The organism is Lachnospira pectinoschiza, from assembly GCF_020564355.1.
Lineage (GTDB): Bacteria > Bacillota > Clostridia > Lachnospirales > Lachnospiraceae > Lachnospira > Lachnospira intestinalis.
This window is the reverse complement of sequence record NZ_JAJCRR010000001.1, coordinates 591,938-617,256: the sequence shown is the minus strand read 5'-3', so window position 1 is coordinate 617,256 and position 25,319 is coordinate 591,938. Positions and strand designations below refer to the sequence as shown.

The 25,319-nt window shown below is 41.8% G+C and carries 23 protein-coding genes; 7 read left to right on the top strand and 16 right to left on the bottom strand.

Annotation, left to right across the window (positions count from 1 at the left end; genetic code table 11):
- Nucleotides 1-161: 161 nt before the first annotated feature.
- The 5 genes from LI288_RS02930 (at nt 162) to LI288_RS02910 (ending at nt 5,261) form a co-directional block, all read left to right on the top strand.
- On the top strand, nt 162-1,499 hold the full coding sequence (locus tag LI288_RS02930) for a TrkH family potassium uptake protein (RefSeq protein WP_227089377.1): 1,338 nt from the start codon (nt 162-164) through the stop codon (nt 1,497-1,499).
- A 162-nt stretch (nt 1,500-1,661) separates the two neighbouring features.
- Nucleotides 1,662-2,309, top strand: coding sequence for a potassium channel family protein (locus LI288_RS02925; RefSeq protein WP_227089376.1), 648 nt, complete (start codon nt 1,662-1,664; stop codon nt 2,307-2,309).
- 20 nt (nt 2,310-2,329) lie between these two features.
- Nucleotides 2,330-2,497 (top strand): hypothetical protein, encoded by a 168-nt coding sequence (locus LI288_RS02920; protein ID WP_227089375.1) that lies wholly within the window; start codon nt 2,330-2,332, stop codon nt 2,495-2,497.
- A gap of 93 nt (nt 2,498-2,590) precedes the next feature.
- A complete protein-coding gene (locus tag LI288_RS02915) occupies nt 2,591-4,567 on the top strand; it encodes a DUF4118 domain-containing protein (RefSeq protein WP_227089374.1) in 1,977 nt (658 codons plus the stop codon).
- On the top strand, nt 4,560-5,261 hold the full coding sequence (locus LI288_RS02910; protein WP_022432204.1) for a response regulator: 702 nt from the start codon (nt 4,560-4,562) through the stop codon (nt 5,259-5,261). Before LI288_RS02915 ends, LI288_RS02910 begins: the two co-directional genes overlap by 8 nt.
- A 149-nt stretch (nt 5,262-5,410) precedes the next feature.
- Here the strand turns inward: LI288_RS02910 and LI288_RS02905 are convergent, their stop codons facing one another.
- Both LI288_RS02905 and kduI read right to left on the bottom strand, forming a co-directional pair.
- Nucleotides 5,411-6,208 (bottom strand): gluconate 5-dehydrogenase, encoded by a 798-nt coding sequence (locus LI288_RS02905; RefSeq protein ID WP_227089373.1) that lies wholly within the window; start codon nt 6,206-6,208, stop codon nt 5,411-5,413.
- Nucleotides 6,209-6,306: 98 nt separating this feature from the next.
- A complete protein-coding gene (gene kduI / locus LI288_RS02900) occupies nt 6,307-7,149 on the bottom strand; it encodes a 5-dehydro-4-deoxy-D-glucuronate isomerase (RefSeq protein WP_022432206.1) in 843 nt (280 codons plus the stop codon).
- A gap of 215 nt (nt 7,150-7,364) precedes the next feature.
- On the opposite strand from kduI, the gene truA reads away from it, so the two are divergent.
- Nucleotides 7,365-8,159 carry a tRNA pseudouridine(38-40) synthase TruA gene (gene truA, locus LI288_RS02895; protein WP_227089372.1) on the top strand — a complete coding sequence of 265 codons (795 nt, stop codon included), beginning with the start codon at nt 7,365-7,367 and terminating at the stop codon, nt 8,157-8,159.
- A gap of 34 nt (nt 8,160-8,193) precedes the next feature.
- Here the strand turns inward: truA and LI288_RS02890 are convergent, their stop codons facing one another.
- Together LI288_RS02890 and LI288_RS02885 are read right to left on the bottom strand one after the other, a co-directional pair.
- Nucleotides 8,194-9,510, bottom strand: coding sequence for a pyrimidine-nucleoside phosphorylase (locus tag LI288_RS02890; protein ID WP_022432208.1), 1,317 nt, complete (start codon nt 9,508-9,510; stop codon nt 8,194-8,196).
- Nucleotides 9,511-9,681: 171 nt separating this feature from the next.
- On the bottom strand, nt 9,682-10,890 hold the full coding sequence (locus LI288_RS02885) for a phosphopentomutase (RefSeq protein WP_227089371.1): 1,209 nt from the start codon (nt 10,888-10,890) through the stop codon (nt 9,682-9,684).
- A 519-nt stretch (nt 10,891-11,409) separates the two neighbouring features.
- On the opposite strand from LI288_RS02885, the gene LI288_RS02880 reads away from it, so the two are divergent.
- Nucleotides 11,410-12,438, top strand: a complete 1,029-nt coding sequence (locus tag LI288_RS02880) for a 3-deoxy-7-phosphoheptulonate synthase (protein WP_022432210.1) — start codon at nt 11,410-11,412, stop codon at nt 12,436-12,438.
- A gap of 64 nt (nt 12,439-12,502) precedes the next feature.
- Here LI288_RS02880 and LI288_RS02875 read toward each other — a convergent pair whose 3' ends face one another.
- The 12 genes from LI288_RS02875 to rimO all read right to left on the bottom strand — a co-directional run bounded on the left by LI288_RS02875 (nt 12,503) and on the right by rimO (nt 25,265).
- Nucleotides 12,503-13,069, bottom strand: a complete 567-nt coding sequence (locus LI288_RS02875; protein ID WP_227089370.1) for a hypothetical protein — start codon at nt 13,067-13,069, stop codon at nt 12,503-12,505.
- Between the two features lie 72 nt (nt 13,070-13,141).
- A complete protein-coding gene (locus LI288_RS02870; RefSeq protein ID WP_227089369.1) occupies nt 13,142-13,672 on the bottom strand; it encodes an NUDIX domain-containing protein in 531 nt (176 codons plus the stop codon).
- A gap of 19 nt (nt 13,673-13,691) precedes the next feature.
- Entirely contained in the window at nt 13,692-14,489 is a 798-nt protein-coding gene (gene proC / locus LI288_RS02865) for a pyrroline-5-carboxylate reductase (protein ID WP_022432213.1), read from the bottom strand.
- Between the two features lie 139 nt (nt 14,490-14,628).
- Entirely contained in the window at nt 14,629-15,909 is a 1,281-nt protein-coding gene (locus LI288_RS02860) for an aminotransferase class I/II-fold pyridoxal phosphate-dependent enzyme (RefSeq protein WP_227089368.1), read from the bottom strand.
- A gap of 346 nt (nt 15,910-16,255) precedes the next feature.
- Nucleotides 16,256-17,245 carry a TRAP transporter substrate-binding protein gene (locus tag LI288_RS02855; RefSeq protein WP_227089367.1) on the bottom strand — a complete coding sequence of 330 codons (990 nt, stop codon included), beginning with the start codon at nt 17,243-17,245 and terminating at the stop codon, nt 16,256-16,258.
- A gap of 16 nt (nt 17,246-17,261) precedes the next feature.
- Nucleotides 17,262-18,980 carry a methyl-accepting chemotaxis protein gene (locus LI288_RS02850; protein ID WP_227089366.1) on the bottom strand — a complete coding sequence of 573 codons (1,719 nt, stop codon included), beginning with the start codon at nt 18,978-18,980 and terminating at the stop codon, nt 17,262-17,264.
- Nucleotides 18,981-19,216: 236 nt separating this feature from the next.
- The gene (gene rny / locus LI288_RS02845) at nt 19,217-20,743 is read right to left on the bottom strand and encodes a ribonuclease Y (RefSeq protein ID WP_227089436.1); all 1,527 of its coding nucleotides are present in this window, start codon (nt 20,741-20,743) and stop codon (nt 19,217-19,219) included.
- 105 nt (nt 20,744-20,848) lie between these two features.
- Nucleotides 20,849-21,484 carry a regulatory protein RecX gene (locus LI288_RS02840; protein ID WP_227089365.1) on the bottom strand — a complete coding sequence of 212 codons (636 nt, stop codon included), beginning with the start codon at nt 21,482-21,484 and terminating at the stop codon, nt 20,849-20,851.
- Nucleotides 21,485-21,498: 14 nt separating this feature from the next.
- Entirely contained in the window at nt 21,499-22,578 is a 1,080-nt protein-coding gene (gene recA / locus LI288_RS02835; RefSeq protein ID WP_022432219.1) for a recombinase RecA, read from the bottom strand.
- Nucleotides 22,579-22,867: 289 nt separating this feature from the next.
- Complete coding sequence (locus tag LI288_RS02830; RefSeq protein ID WP_022432220.1) at nt 22,868-23,344, bottom strand: CinA family protein; 477 nt, start codon at nt 23,342-23,344, stop codon at nt 22,868-22,870.
- The gene (pgsA, locus tag LI288_RS02825) at nt 23,344-23,892 is read right to left on the bottom strand and encodes a CDP-diacylglycerol--glycerol-3-phosphate 3-phosphatidyltransferase (RefSeq protein WP_227089435.1); all 549 of its coding nucleotides are present in this window, start codon (nt 23,890-23,892) and stop codon (nt 23,344-23,346) included. The genes LI288_RS02830 and pgsA overlap by 1 nt, the downstream gene beginning before the upstream one ends.
- Before the next feature lie 44 nt (nt 23,893-23,936).
- Nucleotides 23,937-25,265 (bottom strand): 30S ribosomal protein S12 methylthiotransferase RimO, encoded by a 1,329-nt coding sequence (gene rimO, locus LI288_RS02820; RefSeq protein ID WP_227089364.1) that lies wholly within the window; start codon nt 25,263-25,265, stop codon nt 23,937-23,939.
- Nucleotides 25,266-25,319 lie beyond the last annotated feature (54 nt).

Here is a 25,319-nt window from a genome sequence, read left to right as displayed (position 1 = left end):
TTATATTTCAGACCTCCGCCGCATCGAATATGGATTTGATGCGGCGGAGGTTTTCTTTATACAATCTTAATGTTCTGATAAATACCCTTACACCATCTTTAAACTGTATTCTATATAATAATCATTGCAAAACCATTTAACTCAACAAGGAGCTGTTATATATGTTAGAAACATTACATAGAAAAAAACACCTTACATCTTTTCAATTTATTATTCTTGGCTTTGCCGGAATTATTTTTGTCGGTGCATTGCTTTTAATGCTGCCCATTTCATCTGCCACGGGGACAATCACACCTTTTAACGAGGCTCTGTTTACATCCACATCCGCTGTATGCGTAACCGGCCTTGTTGTACAGGACACCGGCAGCTACTGGTCCTTTGTAGGGCAGCTGATTATTTTAATACTCATACAGACCGGCGGACTTGGTGTTGTAACGGTTGCCGCATTCGTTTTTATGCTTTCCGGCAGAAAAATATCCCTTATGCAGCGCAGCACCATGCAAAATGCCATTTCAGCACCGACAATCGGCGGCATTGTCCGTTTGACAAAATTTATTTTAAAAGGAACTTTTATCATTGAATTTCTAGGTGCCTTGCTTATGATGCCCGTATTTATTCATGATTTTGGGATAAATGGTCTCTGGATGTCTGTATTTCATTCCATATCCGCTTTTTGTAACGCGGGATTTGATATTCTGGGAAGCAAAGACTGCCTTTATCCATCTCTTACAGGTTACAGCAATAATTATATCATTAATATTATCATTATGTTCTTAATTATTGCAGGAGGTATCGGTTTCTTTACCTGGGACGATATCTATACACATAAATTTCATATAAAAAGATACCGCATGCAAAGCAAAATCATCCTTACAACAACAGCTCTTTTAATTATCCTTCCGGCTGTACTTTTCTTTCTTTGTAATTTTAAAGAATTACCGTTTGGAAAGAGGCTGATACTCTCTCTTTTCCAATCCGTAACTCCCAGAACCGCCGGATTTAATACAGCCGATATTTCATCCATGACGGATTCTTCACAGGCTGTTATGATTCTGCTTATGTTTATCGGCGGTTCTCCAAGCTCTACTGCCGGAGGTATAAAGACAACCACCTTTGCGGTTCTGTTATTAAATGCTTTGGCAACTTTCCGCAACCAAGAAGATGTCTGTGCCTTTGGACGCCGCTTTGACTGTCAGGCTATAAAAAATGCAGCAACCATTACGATGATGTACTTTATACTTTTTTTCACCGGTGGCATTGCAATCAGTATTTACGAAGGTCTTCCTCTTTCAAGCTGTTTATATGAGGCTGTATCTGCGGTCTGTACCGTTGGACTGACATTGGGCATTACTCCAAAGCTGCACATTCTGTCCCGTTTTATATTGATTCTTCTTATGTATCTCGGGCGTGTCGGCGGACTAACATTAATTTACGCAATTCTGTCTAATAAAAACAGAAACAATGCAAAAATGCCTTTAGAAAAAATAACTATTGGATAATACAATGAGGATCATTATGAAAAATAACGCTGATGCGCTTATTTTTCACACGGCTATTTGTTTCTGAGCGAAAACAAATAGCCATGATTGCAGATGAGAAATCGCCTGCGCGAATTTCTCATCGCAACTTCACAACAAAGTCGCTTAGAAATGAGGATTATTATGAAAAACATTTTACTTATCGGACTCGGACGTTTCGGCAGACACATTGCAATTCAGCTCAGCCAGCTTGGTCATGATATTATGGCTATTGACACGGATGAAGAAAGAGTCAATGACATTCTTCCATTTGTTACTAATGCACAGATTGGCGACAGTACCAACCCTGATTTTTTAAAATCACTTGGCATTGGAAATTTTGATATCTGCTTTGTTACTATCAGTGGAAGCTTCCAGAATTCGCTTGAAACTACATCACTGTTAAAAGAGCTTGGTGGGAAATTAGTCATTTCCCGTGCCGAACGTGATGTCCAGGAAAAATTTCTTTTACGCAATGGTGCAGATAAAGTCATTTATCCTGAAAAACAGGTAGCAAAATGGGCATCCATCCGATATACCGATGATCACATTCTGGACTATATGGAGGTGGATGCTTCCCACGCTATTATTGAAGTTGAAGTTCCTTCCGGCTGGATTGGCAAAACAGTCGGTGAACTGGATATCCGTAAAAAATATAATATCAATATTATGGCTGTTAAAAGCAACGGAAAAATTAATATGTCTGTCTCAACAAACACTTTGTTTACCAATAATATTACTTTATTAGTTCTTGGTGAATATAAAGCAATTCAAAAATGTTTTCATATTTAATAGGTAAGGAGATGGTTCTAATGACAGATATATTTCTTGCTTTCAGTTTACTTTTTATCTTTATTATCGTCGGCTTTTGGATTATGTCCAAAATCGACCGCTTTATTAACAGCTTACGCGATAAACTTCAAAAAGATGATGCCATGGAAGATGATAACACAAATGGTAATGATCATGAAGATTGGTAAAACAACTTCTGAAGCATAAAATTTTAAAAAATCGAAGATTATCATTCTATATCATGGTATAATAAATCAAATCGGACAATGGTGGTGAAATAAATGGATAAGACATACACAAATGGTTCAGACCGGACAGAAGAACACATATTAGTCTGTCTGTCTTCCTCTCCTTCCAATAAAAAAATTGTGCATACCGCAGCAGCAATGGCTGCTGCCCTGCATGCACGTTTTACCGCGCTTTATGTTCAAAACAGAATATTATCGGATACATCTGATAAAAAAAGGCTTGAAGAACATATTCATTTTGCTGAAAAACTCGGTGCAGAAATTGTAACAACGCATGGTGAAAATATTCCTGTTCAAATTGCAGAATACGCACATCTATCTAATGTTACAAAAATCGTTATTGGACAGAGCAATGCAAAACGAAGCCATTTTTTCAGCAGGGCCGCACTCACAGAGCAGTTGATTAAAGCAGCTCCTGACATTGATATTCATATTATTCCGGATGCTGTTAAATCAGAAATTTATCCTAAAAAGCAGCCTTTACTGTATACCAACAAACCATCCTTAAAAGACTGCTTTTTAACAATATCCATATTTGCCATCTGTACACTCATCGGATTGCTGTTTCAAAAGCTGAAATTTACAGATACAAATATTGTTACAATATACATCCTTGGCGTACTGCTCACTTCTATTGTAACAAACGGATATCTTTGCAGTATTTGCAGTTCTTGTTTGAGTGTGGTCCTATTTTGTTTCTTCCTGACCGAACCACGTATGTCTTTTCAGACTTATGCCGTTGGATATCCCGTAACTTTTTTGATTATGCTGATATCCTCTGTACTGACCGGAACACTTGCAGCTAAATTAAAAACGCATGCAAAGATCTCTGCGCAGCTTGCATTCCGGACACAAATTTTATTTGATACCGACCGCTTACTGCAAAAAGCAACCGGCAGTACAGAGATTCTTAGTATTACCTGCTCACAGCTTGCCCGGCTGCTCAACCGCAATATTACAGCCTACGTCGCAGAGCAAGGCACACTCTCAAAGGGGCAGCTTTTTTTTAATAAAAAGGAGACTCCCGCAGAAGACATTTTAACCGAAAAGGAATATGAAATTGCCAAATGGGTGTATGAGAATAAAAAACGCGCCGGTGCCACAACCCGTCATTTTAACGATGCAGAATGTCTATATCTTGCAATCCGTATCGGAAATAATGTGTATGGTGTCATTGGAATTCCCGTAAAAAAAGACTCCCTGGATTCCTTTGAGCACAGTATTCTGCTTTCCGTTATTAACGAATGTGCTCTTGCCATGGAAAATTCGCAAAATGCAATAGAAAAAGAAAAAAATGCGATTTTAGCAAAAAACGAACAGCTTCGTGCCGATCTTTTACGGGCAATTTCCCATGATCTGCGTACCCCGCTGTGTTCCATCTATGGCAATGCCGATATGCTGCTAAACAATGATACCTGCCTCGATACGTCAACTAAACATCAGATTTACACGGATATCTATGACGATTCTGAATGGCTGATTGGTGTAGTAGAAAACCTGTTATCTATTACAAGATTAAATGACGGACGGTTAAAATTTAAATTTACCGACCAGCTTGTAGATGAAGTTATTGCAGAATCACTGCGGCATATTAACCGGAAACACGACAATCATAAAATCATTGCCGACTGTAATGAATTAATTCTTGCCCGTATGGATGTGCGCCTTATTATTCAGGTTCTTGTTAATTTGATTGACAATGCTGTAAAATATACACCTGCAGGTTCAACAATTTATATCCATGCCGTCAAAAAAAGCGCAGAAGCACAAATCAGCGTAACGGATAACGGTCCGGGTATTCCCGATCCAATAAAACCGCATATCTTTGAAATGTTTTATACCGGAAAAAACACAATTGCTGACAGTCATCGCAGTCTTGGTCTTGGACTTGCGCTTTGCCATTCTATTATTGAAGCACATAATGGAAAACTTAATCTTACTGACAATGTACCACATGGCTGTATTTTTACTTTTACACTACCACTAAGCGAGGTGACATTAAATGAATAAATTATTAATTCTGGTTGTTGAAGATGACCGTCCTGTACGCAATCTGATTGTAACCGCATTAAAAACACACGACTATAAATATCTGACCGCCGAAAACGGAAATTCGGCCATTTTAGAAGCTTCGTCCCATAATCCGGATATTGTACTGCTTGATCTTGGTCTTCCCGATATGGAAGGTGTTGATGTAATCAAAAACATCCGGACATGGTCCAATATGCCCATTATTGTCATCAGCGCCAGAAGTGAGGATGCTGATAAAATAGAAGCCCTTGATGCCGGTGCTGATGATTATATTACGAAACCTTTTTCCGTTGAAGAACTTCTTGCACGCATACGCGTTACCCAGCGCCGTCTTGCAATTATTCAATCCGACGAAAATCAGGAATCCTCTGTTTTTATAAACGGTCAGCTAAAAATAGATTATACGGCCGGCTGCACCTATCTAAATGGTGTGGAGCTTCATTTAACGCCAATTGAATACAAACTCCTGTGCCTGCTCTCCCGCAATGTCGGAAAAGTATTAACACACACCTATATTACTCAGCAAATCTGGGGCAGCAGCCTTGAAAATGATATTGCTTCCCTGCGCGTTTTTATGGCAACACTCCGAAAGAAACTTGAGGTTTCCCAAAATGATATCCAATATATTCAAACACATATTGGAATCGGATACAGGATGCTAAAAATCGAATAAATGGTACAAATATTCAATCAGCTCAGGCGCTTATCCCCGCCTGGCCACCCACAACATTAAAAAGAACGCAGGAAATCATTCCTGCGTTCTTTTATAGGTATGTATCCGTATTGCGGATTCGCACTGCGGATTTTACCGGCTCTTTTAATTTACTGTGGCTGCTTACCGATATAAGCTAAGATACCACCATCAACGTAAAGAATATGTCCGTTTACTGCATCTGAAGCTTCTGAAGCTAAGAATACAGCAGGACCAGCTAATTCTTCCGGCTTTAACCATCTGTTAGCAGGTGTCTTAGCACAGATGAACTGATCGAATGGATGTCTTGAACCATCTGCCTGACGTTCTCTTAACGGAGCTGTCTGAGGTGTTTCAATATAACCAGGTCCGATACCGTTACACTGGATATTGTACTGACCATATTCAGAACAGATATTTCTTGTAAGCATCTTTAAACCACCCTTAGCTGCAGCGTAAGCTGAAACTGTTTCACGGCCTAATTCTGACATCATAGAGCAGATGTTGATAATCTTACCATGACCTCTTTCGATCATTGAAGGGATAACTGCCTTAGATACGATGAAAGGTGCATTTAAGTCAACGTCGATAACCTGTCTGAACTGTTCAGCAGTCATATCGCACATTGGAATTCTCTTGATGATACCAGCGTTGTTTACAAGGATATCGATAGGAGCTACATCCTTAGCAATCTGAGCTACCATAGCATTAACCTGTTCTTCGCTTGTAACGTCACAAACATATCCGTGAGCATCGATACCTGCTTCCTTATATGCTGCAAGTCCCTTATCTACTAATTCCTGCTTAATATCGTTGAAAACGATTGTTGCACCAGCCTTAGCCATACCGCTAGCGATAGCGAAACCGATACCGTAAGAAGCACCTGTAACTAAAGCAACTTTTCCTTCAAGTGAAAAATTTACTGACATTTTAAAATCTCCTTTTCTTAGTTTGTTTATAAATGAAACCCTTGCGGATACCATTCCGGTAAATTATGTAAATCCCAATACCGCAGATTATACGGATATTAGCGTAAGTCCTTCATATCGACATCATCCATGTCATCGAAGTCCTGATTTTCACCAACCATGCCCCAGATAAATGTATAAGCATGTGTTGCAGAAGCTGAATGGATAGACCAGCTCGGTGAAATAACTGCTTCTTCATTTCTCATAACAATGTGGCGTGTTTCTGTCGGTTCACCCATATAATGGAAAACAACAGCGTCATCCGGTACTTCAAAGTACAGATAAACTTCCATTCTTCTGTCATGTGTATGACATGGCATTGTATTCCATACACTGCCCGGTTCAAGGCATGTCATACCCATTTCAAGCTGACAGCTTTCAACCTGTCCCGGAAGAATGTACTTGTTGATTGTTCTGTGATTTGCACTTTCAAGACATCCAAGTTCCTTCTTATTTTCAGGAAGAATGTCCTTTGCAGGGTCGATAAATACTGTCGGATAAGTCTTGTGTGCCGGTGCACTGTTGAAATAGAACTTTGCAGGATTTGAAGCATCATCACTTGCAAATGAAATTTCTTTTGCACCCATTCCGATATACATACCGTCCTTGTACTTAAACTTGTATTCTGTACCGTCAACTGTAACTGTACCGTTACCACCGATATTGATAATACCCATTTCACGTCTTTCGAGGAAATACTTTGCACGAAGCTCAGCACCTGCCTCTAATACTAATGTCTTCTTTGCCGGTGTTGCTGCACCTACAATAATTCTGTCAATCTGGCTGTAGATTGTCTTAATCTCATCTACTGCGAATAAATCCTGAATCAGGAAATCATGTCTTAATCTGTCTGTGTCGTAATTCTTTACGTCTGCTGGATTTGCACCTGGTCTTACTTCCATTACAATTCTCCTTTTCTAAAAAAAATTGGCTCAATTTGCCTTAATTATCTATATCTTACCATATTTCCTACAAAATTACAATACAAATTGTAAGTGTTTACATTTTATGCTACAATCTCAGTAAAATCTACACTTAGGAATGTCTGCTGTATGCCGTGTCCTGCACGTTCACAGCCCCGGATTCCTATAAATAACGACAAATAAGGACTACTGTTATGAATCATTATCTGATAGCCATTCAATATGACGGTTCTGCCCACCGCGGCTGGCAGCGCCTTGCAAATGAACCCGATACCGTTCAGGGAATTTTAGAAAATGCCCTGTCTGCATATTTTAAGGAAAGCATACGCATTACCGGAAGCGGTCGCACCGATGCCGGTGTCCACGCACTGCGCCAGTACGCGGATTTTTTCTGCCGTGCTTCTTTAAATATACAGGATACACAGTTTTTAACGGACTTTAACAAAACCCTGCCGTCCGATATCCGTGTAACAAGTATCCGCCCTGTTTCCGCCGGATTTCACAGCCGCAAAAGCGCCGTCAGCAAAACGTATACATATTACACAATGCTTTCAGGCAAACCGGACGTTTTTTTCAAAAACTACGCATACTGCCCTGCTGACACACCGTTCCGTTTAAAAAATGCTGACCTGCCGCCGCTTTCTTATCCTGAAATGCGCACCGCCGCCGATGCCTTGTGCGGCACACACGACTTTACCAGCTTTACCTCGGATAAAACGCCCGGTAAATCCCATGTGCGCCGGATTGATTCTGTCACTGTTGATACGGTCACACTGCCCTCCGGCATAGAGCTTTTACGCTTTACCTTCTGTGGAAACGGCTTTTTATACAATATGGTGCGTATTTTATCGGGTACACTGCTGTCTGTGGGACTGGGGCAGATTCCCGCCGCACAGATTCCCGCAATTATTGAAGGAAAAAGCCGTCCGCTTGCCGGTCCGACACTTCCGCCCTGCGGTCTGTTTTTAACCGATGTCACATACCCTTAAAACTTTATCAGATATTTTATCCTGTATTTTTTCATTAAATGTCTTTTTCCGTAATAACACCGTGAATGAGCGGGCGTGCCGGTACAGGTTCTTCCGAAAATGAATATGCGCCTGCCAGCCGCTTCTTTGCCGCTTCAAGCTTAACCTTATCATTGGCATAAAGCCTGGCTAGCGGCTCATTTTCTTTTACAAAATCACCGACTTTTTTGTTTAACACAATTCCTGCCGATAAATCAATCACGGAATCCTTTGTTTCCCTGCCGCCGCCTGCCGTCATTGCGGCAAGTCCGACTTCCTCGGACTGGATATGGGCAATATAGCCCGTCTTTGGCGCAGTAATCGTATCGGTATATGTGGCATGAAGCAGACGTTGTGGATTTTCCACATCTTCCCTGCTGCCGCCCTGTGCCGTCACAAATTCAATCATTTTTTCATAAGCAGAGCCGTCCTTTAATGTCCCTCTGAGCTTATCTGCGGCTTCTTCCAAAGAATCCGCTTTTCCTGCCGATACGAGCATATACGAACCGAGTGCCACACACAAATCTTCAAGGTCTTTGGGTCCGTTGCCCTTTAACGTATCAATGGCTTCTATCACCTCTAACGCATTTCCGACGGCAAACCCTAACGGTTCATCCATTTCCGAAATGACTGCGGCGGTCTTTCTGCCCGCACCGTGTCCGATACGCACCATTTCCTTTGCAAGCTTTCGGGCAGCTTCTTCCGTTTTCATAAATGCGCCGCTGCCCACTTTTACATCAAGCACAATCGTATCTGCTCCCGCCGCAATCTTTTTACTCATGATACTGCTTGCGATTAACGGCAGACTGTCCACGGTATCGGTTACATCTCTTAACGCATACAGCTTTTTATCGGCAGGCGCTAAATTTCCGGTCTGACCTGTAATCGCCATGCCGATTGTGTTGACATTCTGTATAAATTTTTCTTCAGAAAGCGCCGTGCTAAACCCTGGAAAACTCTCCAGCTTGTCAATCGTTCCACCGGTGTGTCCAAGCCCTCTGCCGCTCATTTTTGCCATTTTAACGCCCAGCACTGCCGCCATCGGTGCGAGTACCAGGGTCGTCTTGTCGCCCACACCGCCGGTGCTGTGCTTATCCGCCGTTACACCGTGAATGGCAGACAGCGAAAGACAGTCGCCGCTTTCTGCCATTGCCAGTGTCAGTGCCAGCGTTTCCGCTTCATTCATGCCCTGAAAATAAACCGCCATTAACAGCGCCGCCACCTGATAATCAGGAATCATTCCATTTGTGTATTCTTTCACAAAGTAATCAATTTGCTCCTTGGAAAGCACACCGCCGTCCCGCTTGGTTTTGATAATATCATACATTCTCATATTAATCTCCATTCCGCAGGCATTTTAATGCCGGAGGAATCGCGAGCCAAATCTTATTTGGCTCTGCGATAAAAAGCGACTTTGTGACGCCTGCGGCACAAAGTGCTGTGTGAAAAATAAACGCATCTGCGCTATTTTTCACACTAACCTGCTCCTTTTTATGAACCCGATTTATCCGTTTTTACGGTTATCCGATTCATTTTTTAAAATTTTTTTTGCATAGCTTTCTCCGATTGTTGTTGGTTCTGTACCGAAAATGTCTGCAATTGTCTGTGCAATATTGGCATATGTCTTTCCCGTGCCTAAATCCACATTTTTATTTAACGCTTCCCCATACATTAAAAGCGGCACATACTCTCTTGAATGGTCTGTGCTTGGTGTCGTCGGGTCACAGCCGTGGTCTGCCGTAATAATCAGCATGTCGTCTTTACGCATTGCCGCAAAAATCTCCGGCAGACGCGCATCAAATTCTTCCAGTCCGCGTGCGTATCCTTTAACATCGTTTCTGTGTCCCCATGCCGAATCAAATTCAACAAGATTTGTATAAATAATGCCTTCATTTTCCTGTTTCATATACCGCAGGGTAACGTCAATGCCGTCCTGATTGTCTTTGGTGTGCGTTGCTTCACCGATACCCACTCCCGCAAAAATGTCTTCTATCTTGCCGACACCGATTACAGACAGTCCTTTGTCCTGCACGCGGCATAAAATATTGTCTGTCGAGGGCTTTAACGAAAAATCACGGCGGTTCGGCGTTCTTGTATACACGCCGTTTTCACCGGTAAACGGTCTTGCAATGACTCTTGCCACCGCGTGTTTTCCGGTAAGAATCCGTCTTGCCGTATGACACAGCTCATACAGCCGCTCAACCGGAATCACATCTTCATGTGCCGCAATCTGAAAAACAGAATCGCCCGATGTATAGATGATGGGTTTTCCGGTGCGGATATGTTCCTCACCCAGCTGTTTAATAATCTCTGTTCCCGATGCCGGAATATTTCCAAGAATTCCGGAAACTCCGGTTTCTTTTATAAACGGCTCAATCACTTCCTGCGGAAAGCCGTCCGGATAAACCGGAAACGGATCCGGCGAATAAATTCCTGTCATTTCCCAGTGTCCAATCGTTGTATCTTTTCCGTTAGAAATCTCTGCCAGCCGTCCGTAACAGCCCTTTGGCTGTTCACATTTTTCAATGCCTGTAATGCCCGCAATATTTCCGATACCTAACTGAACCATATTCGGAATTTTTAAACCACCGACTGCTTTTGCCGTATTGCAAAGCGTATTGCTTCCGACATCACCAAATTTGTCCGCATCGGGAAGCTCCCCGATACCGACACTGTCTAACACGATCCAGATTACTCTTTTTACCTCTGCCATGTAAATCCGTCCCTTCTATATTTTAATTTTAATTTTTTAATACATTTTCTCCCCTCCGTACACTCGCGAATTCGCGCTTACGCGCTTCTCATCCTGCTTTGCAGGATATTCGTTCGTTAATCGCACAGAAAAAGTAAATGTCTGCTTCCTTTTGCGCTTTTAGCTGGCACGGCTCATTGCTTACGCTAGTTATATCATAACACTTTTTTACGTGGAATCAACGTTTTAAAAATCAAACTATATTTACATTTCTTATAAAATATAATATAATTCTTTAATCGGCAGATGCCAGGGGCAAAAGGTCTGAAACCACATGAGCTTGCTCATAAGTGGGTGAAAGACCTTGCGCCCCGCCCCGATATGAGCATAAAAGCGGGATAATAATCCCGCGATATGCGAATATTGGGGCGGATTGTGGGAGTGCGTAGCACGGAACAATCCGCAGGCATCATTGTTGGGGCTTTTGACCCCGACATCATCAGAAGTACAAATATAAGAAATAGAAATGAGGAAAAATCAATGAGTTTTGAATTTGTTAAAAAGCTTCCGGCACCTAATGAAATTAAAAGAGATTTCCCGGTGCCTGAAAGGATTGCCCGTTTAAAGGCACAGCGCGATGCCGAAATCCGCGATGTTATTACGGGAAAATCTGATAAATTTCTTGCAATTATCGGGCCATGTTCCGCCGACAACGAAGCTGCTGTTTTAGATTATACGCTTCGTTTAAAAAAGGTACAGGAAAAAATCAAAGATAAAGTAATTATTATTCCGCGCGTATACACAAACAAACCGCGTACAACCGGTACCGGTTACAAGGGAATGTTACATCAGCCGGACCCTGAAAAGAAGCCTGATTTACTCGGCGGACTGGTTGCAATCCGTAAAATGCACATCAACGTCATGGAACAGACCGAGCTGATGCCTGCCGATGAAATGCTTTACCCTGAAAATTACTGGTATTTAGCAGATGTGTTATCTTATGTCGCAGTCGGCGCACGTTCCGTAGAGGACCAGCAACATCGTCTGACTGTCAGTGGAATGGATGTTCCTGCCGGTATGAAGAATCCGACCAGCGGTGATTTATCCGTCATGTTGAATTCTGTTGTTGCCGCACAGGCAAAGCAGACCTTTATTTACCGCGGCTGGGAAGTCAATACACCGGGCAACGAACTGGCTCACACCATTTTACGTGGTGCGGTCAACAAGCATGGTCAGTGTATTCCAAACTATCACTACGAAGATTTAATGCGCCTTTCCAATATGTATAAGACCAAAGATTTGAAGAATCCTGCCGTTGTTGTCGATGCCAACCACAGCAACTCCTCTAAAATGTATTTTGAACAGATTCGTATTGTCAAAGAAGTATTGCACAGCTGCAAGCACTCTGCCGATGTGAAACAGCTTGTCAAAGGTGTCATGATTGAGAGTTATATTGAGCCTGGCAACCAGAAAGTCGGCGAGGGTGTTTACGGTAAATCCATTACCGATGCCTGCCTTGGCTGGGAAGAATCTGAACGTCTGTTATACGATATTGCAGACCTTGTATAAAAATTTGCATAAAATTTTCACAAACAGTCTTTCCTATAAAAGAAAACAAAAGCTGTATGGGTTCTCAGTAAAGATACCCATACAGCTTTTTTAAAATCAACGGATTACAGTACGCTTCCGTATACGTTCCTGCCCCTACCAGAATCACAGCAATTGCCGCAATCATAAGTACATTTTTTCCGGTCAGATGATGAACATAAAACATTTGGTACAAAAAATACAGCGCTGTTCCATACAGAATATACTGCGGCACAACCGACGCCAGATACAGTCCGATTCCTGCCAGTCCGTAATACATCACCGATGTAGAAACCAGCATTCCGGCACAAATTCCCAGATACGCAATATAAAATGCAATCAAATATTTTCTGAATGCCGTCAGCCCCATCATGCCTATCAGCAGTAAATCCCTGAAACGATACCGGATAATATACTTCCATAGTGCATAATAATTCATTGTAATGTCCGCATATGCCGACAAATAATGCTGATTGTAAATTTCCGGCAATGCAGCCTGATAACGGTACGCTATATTCGCATAGCCGGTTCCGATACAGATACCGGCAAAAAATGTCACCGCAAACCGATGGCGCAGCAAAAAATTTTGCATCAAAAATCTTTTTGTTTTCACACAATCCCCCATTTTACAGACATTCCATATCCATCAATGTTCCTGTCTTTTTCATTTATGGGACAATATATGCTACTTGCGGTTGATATATGCCATAATCGCCGCAACTGTTTTAGAATCCTGAATCTTGCCGCTGTAAATCATATCGGCAAGTTCCTGTGGTGTATACGCATAGACATCAATATACTCATCTTCATCTAAATGCTGCTGTGTCTTTTTTAAACCGGTTGCCAGATAAATGTCAATGACCTCGTCACAGAAGGCAATTGCCGTAACAATTGAAATCAGTGGTTCTAAATGCTCTGAAGCATATCCTGTTTCTTCTTCCAGTTCTCTTGCAGCTGCTTCAATCGTCGGTTCGTCCTTGCTGTTTAATCCGCCCGCCGGAATTTCCAGTGTATAACGGTCTACCGAATTGCGGTACTGTCTTACCATTAAAATTTTACCGTCATCTGTGACCGGCACAACTGCCGCTGCCCCCTGATGTCCTATAAAATCCCAGACCGCCGTATTGCCGTTTGGCACTTTAATCGTATCCGCATACATGGATAAAATTGTGCCTTTGTATTTTAATTCTCTCTGAACTCTTTCAATATGTTCCATACAATTCTCCATTTTTGATCTATTTTATTTTTGTACATGCCTCATAGCACTTATCCGTTGCTTTTATCACAGCATTTCTAAATCCGTATTCTTCCAGCGCTGCAACACCCTGAATTGTTGTTCCTGCCGGTGAGCATACGTTATCTTTTAATTTGCCCGGATGTTCTCCAGTCTGTAATACCATTTTGGCTGAACCTAAAAGTGTCTGTGCCGCCAGCTTATAAGCGTCCTGTCTTGGGATACCGTATTTTACAACGCTGTCTGCCAGCGCTTCGATAAACATATACGCATATGCCGGTGAACTGCCGCTTGCACATACAACGGCACTCATTAAATGCTCCGGCACGGTAACTACTTCACCGAAGGACTGGAAGAACTGTTCTATCGTGTCGCGTTCTTCGATTGTAAATTCTTCTTTATTATAGCTGATGCCTGTCATTCCTTCACCTACCAGCGCCGGTGTATTCGGCATGGCTCTGACAACACGCACACTGCCGCCTAATTTCCCCTTAATACTGTCAATCGTAATTCCCGGCGCAATAGAGATAATGACCTTCTCCGATGTAATCACATTTTCAATGTTCTTTAAAACTGCATCGTACATCTGCGGCTTAACGGCTAAAATAATATACTTTGCGTTATTTGCACATTCTGCATTGCTCTCGGCATATTTTACACCGGTCTGTGCGCTGATTTTTTCACATTTTTCTTTGTGCGGTGTCGTAAATATAATCTGTCCCGGTGCAAATTCTCCAAGTACGCCGTTTAACATCGCATATCCCATATTTCCCATTCCAATAAATCCAAACTGTGCCATTTTTCTTCCTCCATCTCCGCATATATTTGTGCTGTAAATGATATAACTATAAAAGGGCTTTCGCACATTTCCAAGCATCTGCATTTTTATGCAAATCCTTCTTTGTGCGACCGCCCTTTTATTATATCAATTTCTGTAATTATTTTGCAAGAAGCTTCTCTACGCTTACCAGTTTTACACAAAGAACAAATAAATCAGCTGCCTGTGCCATCTCTTCCGGTGTTGGGAATGACGGTGCAATTCTGATATTGCTGTCTTTTGGGTCTTTTCCGTAAGGGAATGTTGCACCGGCATTTGTAAGCTTTACACCGGCTTCCTTACACTTTGCAACGATTTCCTTCGCGCAGCCTTCCATTGCATCAAATGAAATGAAGTAACCGCCTCTTGGTGCGTACCATGAACCGATACCCAGTCCGCCAAGTTCTGTATTTAACACTTCCAGTACCGCTTCAAACTTTGGACGCATCTGTTCTGCATGCTTTCTCATATGTTCCTTTAAACCGTTGATATCCTTAAAATATCTTACATGACGTAACTGGTTTAACTTATCATATCCGATTGTCTGGATTGTCAGTGACTTCTTAATGTCTGCAAGATTTGCTTCTGATGAAGCCAGTGCCGCAATACCTGAACCCGGGAAGCTGACCTTTGAAGTGGATGCAAATTCAAATACCATATCCGGATTTCCTGCTTTTTCACATTCAGAAATGATGTCTAAGATTTCATCCTGCTTGTCATCGTATAAATGATGAATCACATAAGCGTTATCCCAAAAAATTCTGAAGTCCTTTGCTGCCGGCTTTAAGTTTGCAAAACGCTTTACGGTTTCGTCTGAATAAGTAAAGCCCTGTGGATTTGAATACTTTGGAACACACCAGATACCCTTTACGGTTTCATCGTTGTTTACATACTGTTCTACCATATCCATGTCCGGACCAGATTCTGACATTGGAATGTTAATCATTTCAATACCAAAATGTTCTGTGATTGCAAAATGTCTGTCATATCCCGGTACCGGACATAAGAACTTCACCTTGTCAAGCCTGCCCCAAGGTGTGTTTCCTAAAATACCGTGTGTGTAAGCTCTTGATACCTGATCGTACATAATATTCAGACTTGCATTACCATAAACAATAATATGCTCAGGAGTGGTGCCCATCATATCTGCCATCAGCTTTTTAGCTTCCGGAATTCCGTCTAATACACCATAATTTCTACAGTCTGTTCCGTTTTCTGCCTTTAAATCAGAAGAAGCGTTAATTGCATCTAACAGACCCAAAGATACATTCAGCTGTGTTGCAGACGGCTTACCTCTTGACATATCAAGATTTAATCCCTTTGCTTTTGCTTCTGCATACTGCTGGTTTAACTCAGCCTGTAAGGTTAATAATTCTTCTTTGCTCATTTCACTGTACTGCATAAAATCCTCCTAGTTCATTGCTTATTTTTCTGTAGCTTGCATTATCATACAATGTTTCCGGCAAAAAAGCAAGCTTATTATTATTTATTTGAACTTTTTTCTGTTTTGAACTTATTTTATTAAGTTGTTTCTTTATTTTGGTTTATATTATTAATGGTATCATTCTTATCTGCCTTTTTATCTGAAGTGTTCTTATCCATTTAATTTACTTTCTTCTGTAAAAAGATTTTACTACAACTTTTTATAATACAACTTTCAAATGTGCCTTATAAAATAAAAAAGCTGTGTCTTCCGTTTTACCGGATCACACAGCTTTTACTTTCTGTTTTTCAGACTACCGCAAATTTTACTGCGCCGCCTTAATTTTTCTGATAATGGTCATATATTTTGCGCTGACCTTTTCATTGATTGGCTCTGCAACGCTTTGGAATTTTGCGGACTGTTCCTTTGTTAAATATGTAATCGTACAGCCAGCATCCTCTGCAGCTTTAATTGCTTTTTCATCATATTCCTGCATCCATTTACGCTGAAGCTGTCCTGCTTCCTGTGCGCACTCTCTGACAATCTGCTGCTGCTCGGAAGTAAGCTTGTTCATAGATTCCGTTGATGCCACAATCATTTCCGGGATTCTTGTATGCTCATCAACCGTAATATATGGTGCCACTTTATAATGTCCCGTTGAAATATAGGACGGCCAGTTATTTTCCGCACCGTCAATCGTTCCGGCTTCAATGGAGTTATAAATATCATTATAAGATACATTGATCCCCTTTGCACCACAGCTTTCCAAAAACGCAAACATCGAATCTGTATTAACACGCAGTGTCAGTCCTGCCAGATCCTCCGGACTTGTAATCGGTCTTACATTATTATAAAAATTTCTTGAACCACCGGATACCCAGCACAAACCTTCCAGACCGTTGTCCTTTAACTGCTGCGCCTTTAAAAATTCATTTCCGATTTCTCCGTCCAGCACCTTCCACATATCGTCTTCACTGCTGTACAGATACAATGCCTGAAACGCCTTGATATCATCATAATATGCTGCCACCGGTGATGATACTCTGACAAAATCAATTCCACCCACGGTTGCCTGTGCTATCTGTTCCGCTTCCGTACCAAGTGTTGAACCATGATAAACTTCTATGACAACTTTTCCGTTTGTTCTTTTCTTAACAAGCTCTGCAAATTTGTCACACGCCTGTGCCGTCGGGTGGTCGCCTTCCTGCACATCTGACATAATCAGGGTGACAACACCTTCATTTTTTGTACCGCAGCCTGAAAATGCAAATAACAATGTCACCAGCATTCCAATAAATAAGACTTTCTTTCTCATACTGTTCCCGCCTCCATTATATTCTTGTAAAACGTCCTACCGTATTTTCCAGCCGTTCTGACACAGATTCAGTCTGTGACATTTCTTCTTTAATCTGACTGATACCCTCTGTCAGACCAACCGTATTATTAGAAACAGCTGCAATACCGTCGGAGTTTTCATTAATTGTAGAAGACATTCCACGGATTAACTTTGCCACTTCTTCCGTTGCCTGTTTTAATTCTACTGCCTTATCTGTAAATCCGCGCATAATATCATCAAAATTTCCTGCGTCCTGATTGTACTGTTCACCAATATTGACCAGTTTATCATAATCCGGCATAACAACCTCTACGATAAAATCAATCATCTTATTGGCATTGTCGGCAAGCTCTGCAACGGAATTGGTCACCTCGTTGCTGATTGCCTGAATATCATTTGCCGTACTTCTGCTGGAATCCGCAAGTACTCTGATTTCATCTGCAACGACTGCAAAACCTTTTCCGGCTTCTCCGGCACGTGCCGCCTCTATCGAAGCATTTAGCGCTAAAAGATTGGTCTGGCTTGAAATACTTAAAATATTATCTGTCAGATCATTAATCTTTTCAACGCCCTTGCTTCTATCCAAAGAATCCCTGACAGAATTTCTGATTTCATCTGCCATTTTACTTGTATTTTCTTTACTTGCAATTCCCTCTTCTTTTAATTTAACCGCTTTACCCTTAATATCTTTTGCAATTGCAGAACCATCACCTGCCTGATGTGCAATCTTTTCCATACTATCACTGATAAAGTCTGCCTGCTCACTGATGTGTTCTGCGGCCGTTGCCATTTCTGCCATACCGGCTGTCAGCTGTTCCATAGTCGCCGATACATCCATAATGTTTCCATCCGCAGTTGAAATCTGTCCATAAACCGCATTGACACTGTTTTTCATTTCAACCGCATCATTTTTCATTTCTGCAATAATGCCGTGAAGCACATCGATAAACTGATTGACTCCTGCAACCAGCTGTCCGACTTCATCCGATGATTTCTGTGAAACTCTTGCTGTCAAATCGCCATCCTGTGCTTCAATTCCCGCAATAATACCTTTAAGCTCCCCGGTTGCAATCTTTGCCGGACGGATAATGGTATATCCTGCTGTTAAAATACCAAGAATCAGTGATACTACCAGAAGCACACCGACTGTTACAAATGTAATCCTGCTGATTGTCATATTATTACTCAGCGCCTTCTGTGCCCGGATTGTATTGACCGTATTCTGCACCTCCACTGAGTGAATGGATATTTCCAGACTACCGTAGAGTTTGCTTAACTTACTGTTTACCCCTGTTTTGTCTGTAATGCTTCCATTTTGAATCTGTTTTAAAACATCATTGTACTGGGTATTGTACGTATTATACGACTGCTCCAGCTTGTTTACCGTTTCTCCCGCTCGGTCAGTTGTTGCATTTCCCTTTAAATTCTGCAGGGAAGTCACAACTGCACCCTGGGTTTTGGTGATATTACTCATCGTTGTGGATTTCTGCGTGTCATCGTCAATCAGATATTCCAGCATCTGTGACTGAAGACTGACTACATTCTTAGAAATAGCATCCACTTCTTCAATACTTGTAAGGTATTTCTGACTGATTTCATTTGTAATTGTTCCCATACCGTTAATCTTGGAATTTACAATGATAATTCCAACACAACAAACCAGAAATACCAGCAGCAACACATAACTAATTTTTGCGCCTATTGATTTCATCATACATATTCGCCCCTTTATATTTTTTGTTCCGGCTGGAACTTAGTAAAATCATACCATATTTTGTCATAAAATGTTTATTTTTTTGAAATTTTTGTAAATTTTTTTGTAAAACACACTGCGTTTTATAATGCAGCATACCTTAAAAAATCCATAATTTCCTGAACAACAAAAAAAAGACCGTGTCCTAACAATCTGCATTGTTAAGACAACGGTCTGTTTCATGAACTTTATCGTAATTACTTTGCGTAGCCAACGGCTCTGGACTCTCTGATTACACTAACCTTAATCTGTCCAGGATATTCCATCTGCGTTTCAATCTGCTTCGAAATATCTCTCGCCATAAGTACCATATCTGAGTCGCTAACGACTTCAGGAACAACCATAACACGAATCTCTCTACCCGCCTGAATGGCAAATGATTTTTCAACTCCCTTGAAGGAATTGGTAATATCTTCTAATTGTTTAAGTCTGTTTGTATAAGTTTCTAACGTTTCTCGTCTTGCACCAGGTCTTGCGGCTGAAATTGTATCAGCAGCCTGTACAATACAAGCAATTAAGCTTTCCGGCTCAACGTCACCATGATGTGCTTCTACTGCATTAATTACGATTGGGGATTCCTTGTACTTCTTACATAAATCCACACCAATCTGAATATGTGAGCCTTCCATTTCATGGTCAACTGATTTACCGATGTCATGTAATAAGCCTGCGCGCTTTGCCAGCTTAATATCCACGCCAACCTCACCAGCTAACAGTCCTGAAAGCTGTGCAACTTCAATTGAATGCTTTAACGCATTCTGACCATAGCTTGTTCTAAAACGCATCCGTCCAAGTAATCTTACCAACTCCGGATGAATGCCATGAACGCCAACCTCAAGGGTTGCTGCTTCACCTTCTTCTTTAATTAATACTTCTACTTCTTTCTGGGCTTTCTCAACCATTTCTTCAATTCTTGCCGGATGAATACGTCCGTCAAGAATCAGCTTTTCAAGTGCAATTCTTGCAACTTCTCGTCTGATTGGATCAAACCCTGATAAAACAACGGCCTCCGGTGTATCATCAATAATCAGTTCTACACCTGTTAATGTTTCAAGAGTACGGATATTACGTCCCTCTCTACCAATAATGCGGCCTTTCATTTCATCATTTGGAAGCTGGACAACTGAAATCGTCGTTTCTGCTACATGGTCAGCAGCACATCTCTGAATTGCTGATACAACATACTCCTTCGCTTTCTTATCTGCTTCCTCCTTCGCTCTGCTCTCTAATGTCTTAACCATTACGGCAGTATCATGTTTCACTTCATCTTCAACAGTCTTTAATAGATATTCTTTTGCCTGTTCGGAGGTAAGTCCTGAGATTCTTTCTAGTTCCTGCTGTCTCTTCTGCTCAAGTTCATCAACCTTCTGCTTCATCTTACCAAGTTCTTCTTCTTTCTTGGTAATGCTCATGTCACGCTTCTCAACGGCTTCAATCTTTTTATCAAGAGTTTCTTCTTTAGAAAGGACACGTCTTTCATAACGCTGTATTTCAGCACGTCTTTCTTTCGTTTCTTTTTCGAGTTCATTACGGGTCTTTAACGACTCCTCCTTAATCTCTAAAAGCGACTCTTTCTTTTTGGTCTCAGCTGTCTTTAAAGCTTCATCTATTATCTCTCTGGCCTTGTCATTGGCATTGCCAATGGTTGTATTGTGAATCTTCTTCTGTACGGAAGATGACACAAGCCATGTAATAGGTGCAACAATCACTAATGTAGCAATCATCGTGATAATAACTGACGACACAGGAGCACCTCCTTATTAAGTTTTCATTGTACAAACATACAATATAATAATATTATACTTATTTCAATTCCTTGTCAAGAAAAACTAGTCATGTTCGCACTCACTAACCACAATATCAAGTGCCTTTTTGATACTGTCAGACTGAAAGCCTTTTCTGTAAAAACTGCCCATCAGTTTCATCTTTTCTTCATAGGAAAGCGGCAGCTTTCCTGCCGCTTTCCTACGCATCTGAACAAGAATCTGCTCCAGTTCGGGATCTTCGTTCTGTCCGTAATACTCCTCACATGCCTGATCAATCAGTTCTCTTGAAATTCCTTTTTTCTGCAAAAACAACTCAATCTGTTTTCTGCTTTTTTTCTGACCCTTAAACTGAACATACATCTGTGCAAACCGCTCGTCACTCAGATATCCGAAATGCCTGACATAGGCAAGCGCGCCCTCAACAGATTCCTGTGGATAAAAGTCCCTTTGCAGTTTTTCCGTCAGTTCTTTTTCTGTATAGTCCTTTGCCTGTAGCAGATACATTGCACGCTTGACAGCCCTTTTATCCAGAAGCTCTGTGCGGAGCTGTTCAAGGTCTTCCTGCGCAAGCGCTTTTCCCTCTGCAATGCCGTACCTGCGTACTTCCGTACTGTAAAGCGCAAATGCCTGTTCCCCATTGATATAGACCAGCCTGCGCCTTCCCGAAAGCTCTTCTATCTTTGTTACAATCTGTTCCATAACCTATCCTGTATTTAGACTTCCGGTTCTGACTGCTTTGCTGTCTTTGCAGCTTTTTCCTTCTTATCTACGGGTTCGGCTTCACTGTCTTCTTTTTCTTCACCGATGCCGTAGTGGGCACGTACCTTTTCGTCAATCTCTGCCAGCATATCCGGATGTTCTGTCAGGAACTGCTTTGCGTTCTCACGTCCCTGTCCGATCTTATTCTCATTGTAAGCAAACCACGCACCGCTCTTTTGTACAATGCCGACATTCGCTGCCAGATCGAGAATATCCCCGACAGCGGAAATACCCTTGCCGAACATAATATCAAATTCTGCTTCCTTAAACGGCGGTGCAACCTTATTCTTTACAACCTTGACTCTTGTACGGTTACCAATCACTTCACCACCCTGCTTTAAAGTTTCAATTCTTCTGACATCCATTCTGACAGAAGCGTAGAACTTTAACGCACGACCGCCGGTTGTTGTTTCCGGATTACCGAACATAACACCTACTTTTTCACGCAGCTGATTGATAAAGATAACCACGCAGTTATTCTTGCTGACAACCGGTGTCAGCTTTCTTAATGCCTGTGACATCAGACGCGCCTGAAGACCGACATGGGAATCTCCCATATCGCCGTCAATTTCCGCTTTCGGAACGAGTGCCGCAACGGAGTCCACGATAATAATATCTACCGCACCGGAACGCACCATCGTTTCGGTAATCTCAAGTGCCTGCTCACCGCTATCCGGCTGTGAAATATATAAATTGTCAATGTCGACACCGATATTCTTTGCATAAACCGGGTCCAGAGCGTGTTCAGCATCAATAAAGCCCGCAATACCGCCGCGCTTCTGAACTTCGGCTACCATATGTAATGCTACCGTTGTCTTACCACTTGATTCCGGTCCGTAAATCTCAACAACTCTGCCTCTCGGAACGCCCCCCAGTCCCAAAGCAATATCAAGGCTTAAAGAACCTGTCGGAATGGATTCTACATTCAGATTCACATTCGATTCGCCCAGCTTCATAATAGAACCTTTACCAAACTGCTTCTCAATATTAGATATCGCTGCATCCAGCGCTTTTAACTTCTCATCACTTGCCATAAATTCATACCTGCTGTAGAACTTCTACAGCGCAAACTCTACGGAACAGGTTGTTTGCATTCTTCCTTCCTTCTGATAATTTCCTGTCCTGCCGTAATTGAACATCTGTTCGTTGTGATTAATATACACTATTTCACTCAGGCTGTCAAGCAAAAAACGAACAAATATTCGTGTATTGCATAAAAAATACTGGAATATTTGCATAATCACATTTTATCACAATCTATCCCAGTATGTAAAGTTTTTATTTTATTTTTATTTTGAAACTATATTACAGATTCCTGTACATTTATTCTGAAACGACCCCAAGTGCCAGTGCCAGTGCCTCGCAGGCTGCCTGTCTTCGGATTTCTTCACGGCTGCCCGTAAATTGAAAACGTGCCGCATATACACTTCCTTCAAATGCAATGCCGATATAAACCAGCCCCACCGGATTGCCTTCATCCGGGTCGGGTCCCGCAACTCCCGTAACCGAAACTGCCAGACTGCTCTGTGCCGCTGCCGCAGCTCCTGCCGCCATTTCCTGCGCTACCTGTGCGCTGACAACCGTATACTGCTTCAAGGTATCCTCACGGACTCCCAGAAGCTTCTTTTTGGCTTCGTTGGAATAAGTAATATAGCCTTCTTTAAAACAGGCAGAGGCACCGGCAACACTGACGATTGCCGATGCAATCATGCCGCCGGTACAGGACTCCGCCGTTGTCACCGTCAAGTTTTTCTTTTTTAAAAGTTTTACCAGCTTTTCTGCTGTTTCTGACTGTTCCATTATTTTGACGACCCTTCTAAAAATACCTTATAATTCTTTGCAATATAGTCTACCAGTGAAATCACCGTCAGCGCCAGTGCCACATAAACCAGCACCATGCCGACAACATTTGCATAAGCAAACTGCAAATCGACCACAAGATAAATAATCATAAGCATCTGGAATGTTGTCTTAAATTTGCCCCAGTAGCTTGCGGCAATCACGACCCCGTTATCCGATGCCACCAGACGGAATCCGCTGATAATAAATTCTCTTGCGATGATGATAATAACAACCCACGCGGCGATTTTATTCAAATCCACCAGCGCAATGAGCGCCGAACACACCAGCAGCTTATCTGCCAGCGGATCCATAAACTTTCCGAAATTCGTTACAAGATTGTACTTTCTTGCAATCTTTCCGTCCAGCATATCCGTAAGACTTGCCGCAATAAAAATCACTGCCGCAATAATTTTATCATAACCGTGAAACCAGTCTGTATACAAAAACAGAATAAAAAACGGAATCATCACCGTTCTTAAAATCGTCAGTTTATTCGGTAAATTCATTTTCATACCATACTCCATTCCGCAGGCATTTTAATGCCGCATTTCTAGTCCTCAACAAGGCTTCCTATCAAATCATACTCCATTGCACCTGTAATTTCAACGCGGACAATCGCACCGGACATCAAATTTACCGTGGTGTTGACAAAAACAAACCCGTCAACATTCGGCGCATCCTTATAAGAACGTCCGACATACGCTTCATCATCGGAAATTTTTCCTTCAATCATGACTTCAATCGTCTTTCCGACCATATCCGCTGATTTATCCAGTGAAACCTCCTGCTGTAACTCCATGACTTCATCGCGCCACTGTTCTTTGACTTCTTCATCAATCTGATTATCCATTTCTGCTGCCGGTGTGCCTTCTTCCGGTGAATATGTAAAGACGCCCAGACGGTCAAATTCCATGCTGTCCACAAATTCCATCATCTGCTCATGGTCTTGCTTCGTTTCTCCCGGAAAGCCCGTAATCAACGTTGTACGAAGGGCAATATCCGGAATTTCCTTACGAAGCTTTGTGATAATGTCAATTAATTCCTGTCTGCTTGTTCTTCTGCCCATGCGCTTTAAAATGGCATCGCTGGCATGCTGAATCGGCATATCCAGATAGTGACAGACCTTCGGCTCATTTTTAATTGCCTGAATCAGTTCGTCATTGATTTCTTCCGGATAGCAGTATAAAATGCGTATCCATTTTAAATCTTCAATCTGTCCCAGCTTATGAAGCAGCTCCGGCAGTGCCTTTTTTCCATATATATCCGTACCGTAAACGGTCGTTTCCTGTGCTACCAGAATCAGTTCCTTTGCGCCGTTTGCCACAAGGGCTTCTGCCTGCTCCACCAGATAATCCATTGGGTAGCTTCTGTAATTTCCGCGGATTTTTGGAATAATGCAGTAGGTACAGTGCTTGTCGCACCCTTCCGCAATCTTTAAATATTCATAATACCCGCCGGTCGTCACCACTCTCTTAGAGCGTACAAGCGGCAGTCTGTCAGTATCTTCAATCGAATTATACGTTCTTCCGTCTAAAACGGCTTCAATAACATCTGCAATTTTATCATAGGAAGATGTTCCGATAAATGCATCGACTTCCGGGATTTCTTTTGTGATTTCGTCCTGATAGCGGTGTGCAAGACAGCCTGTAACAATCAGAATTTTACACTTGCCGTCTTTTTTGTGTTCTGCCATTTCCAGAATCGTGTTAATACTTTCCTGCTTTGCATCGTGGATAAAACAACAGGTATTGACCGCAATGACTTCCGCTTCCATTTCATCATCTGTAAAGGTAAATCCTCTGTCATTTAAGATTCCAAGCATATTTTCCGTGTCAACCAGATTTTTATCACAGCCGAGTGAAACAAACATTACTTTCATTCATTCATCTCCATTATCTTTACACAAATACAAGGGAAGGCGGTCTTTGACCAG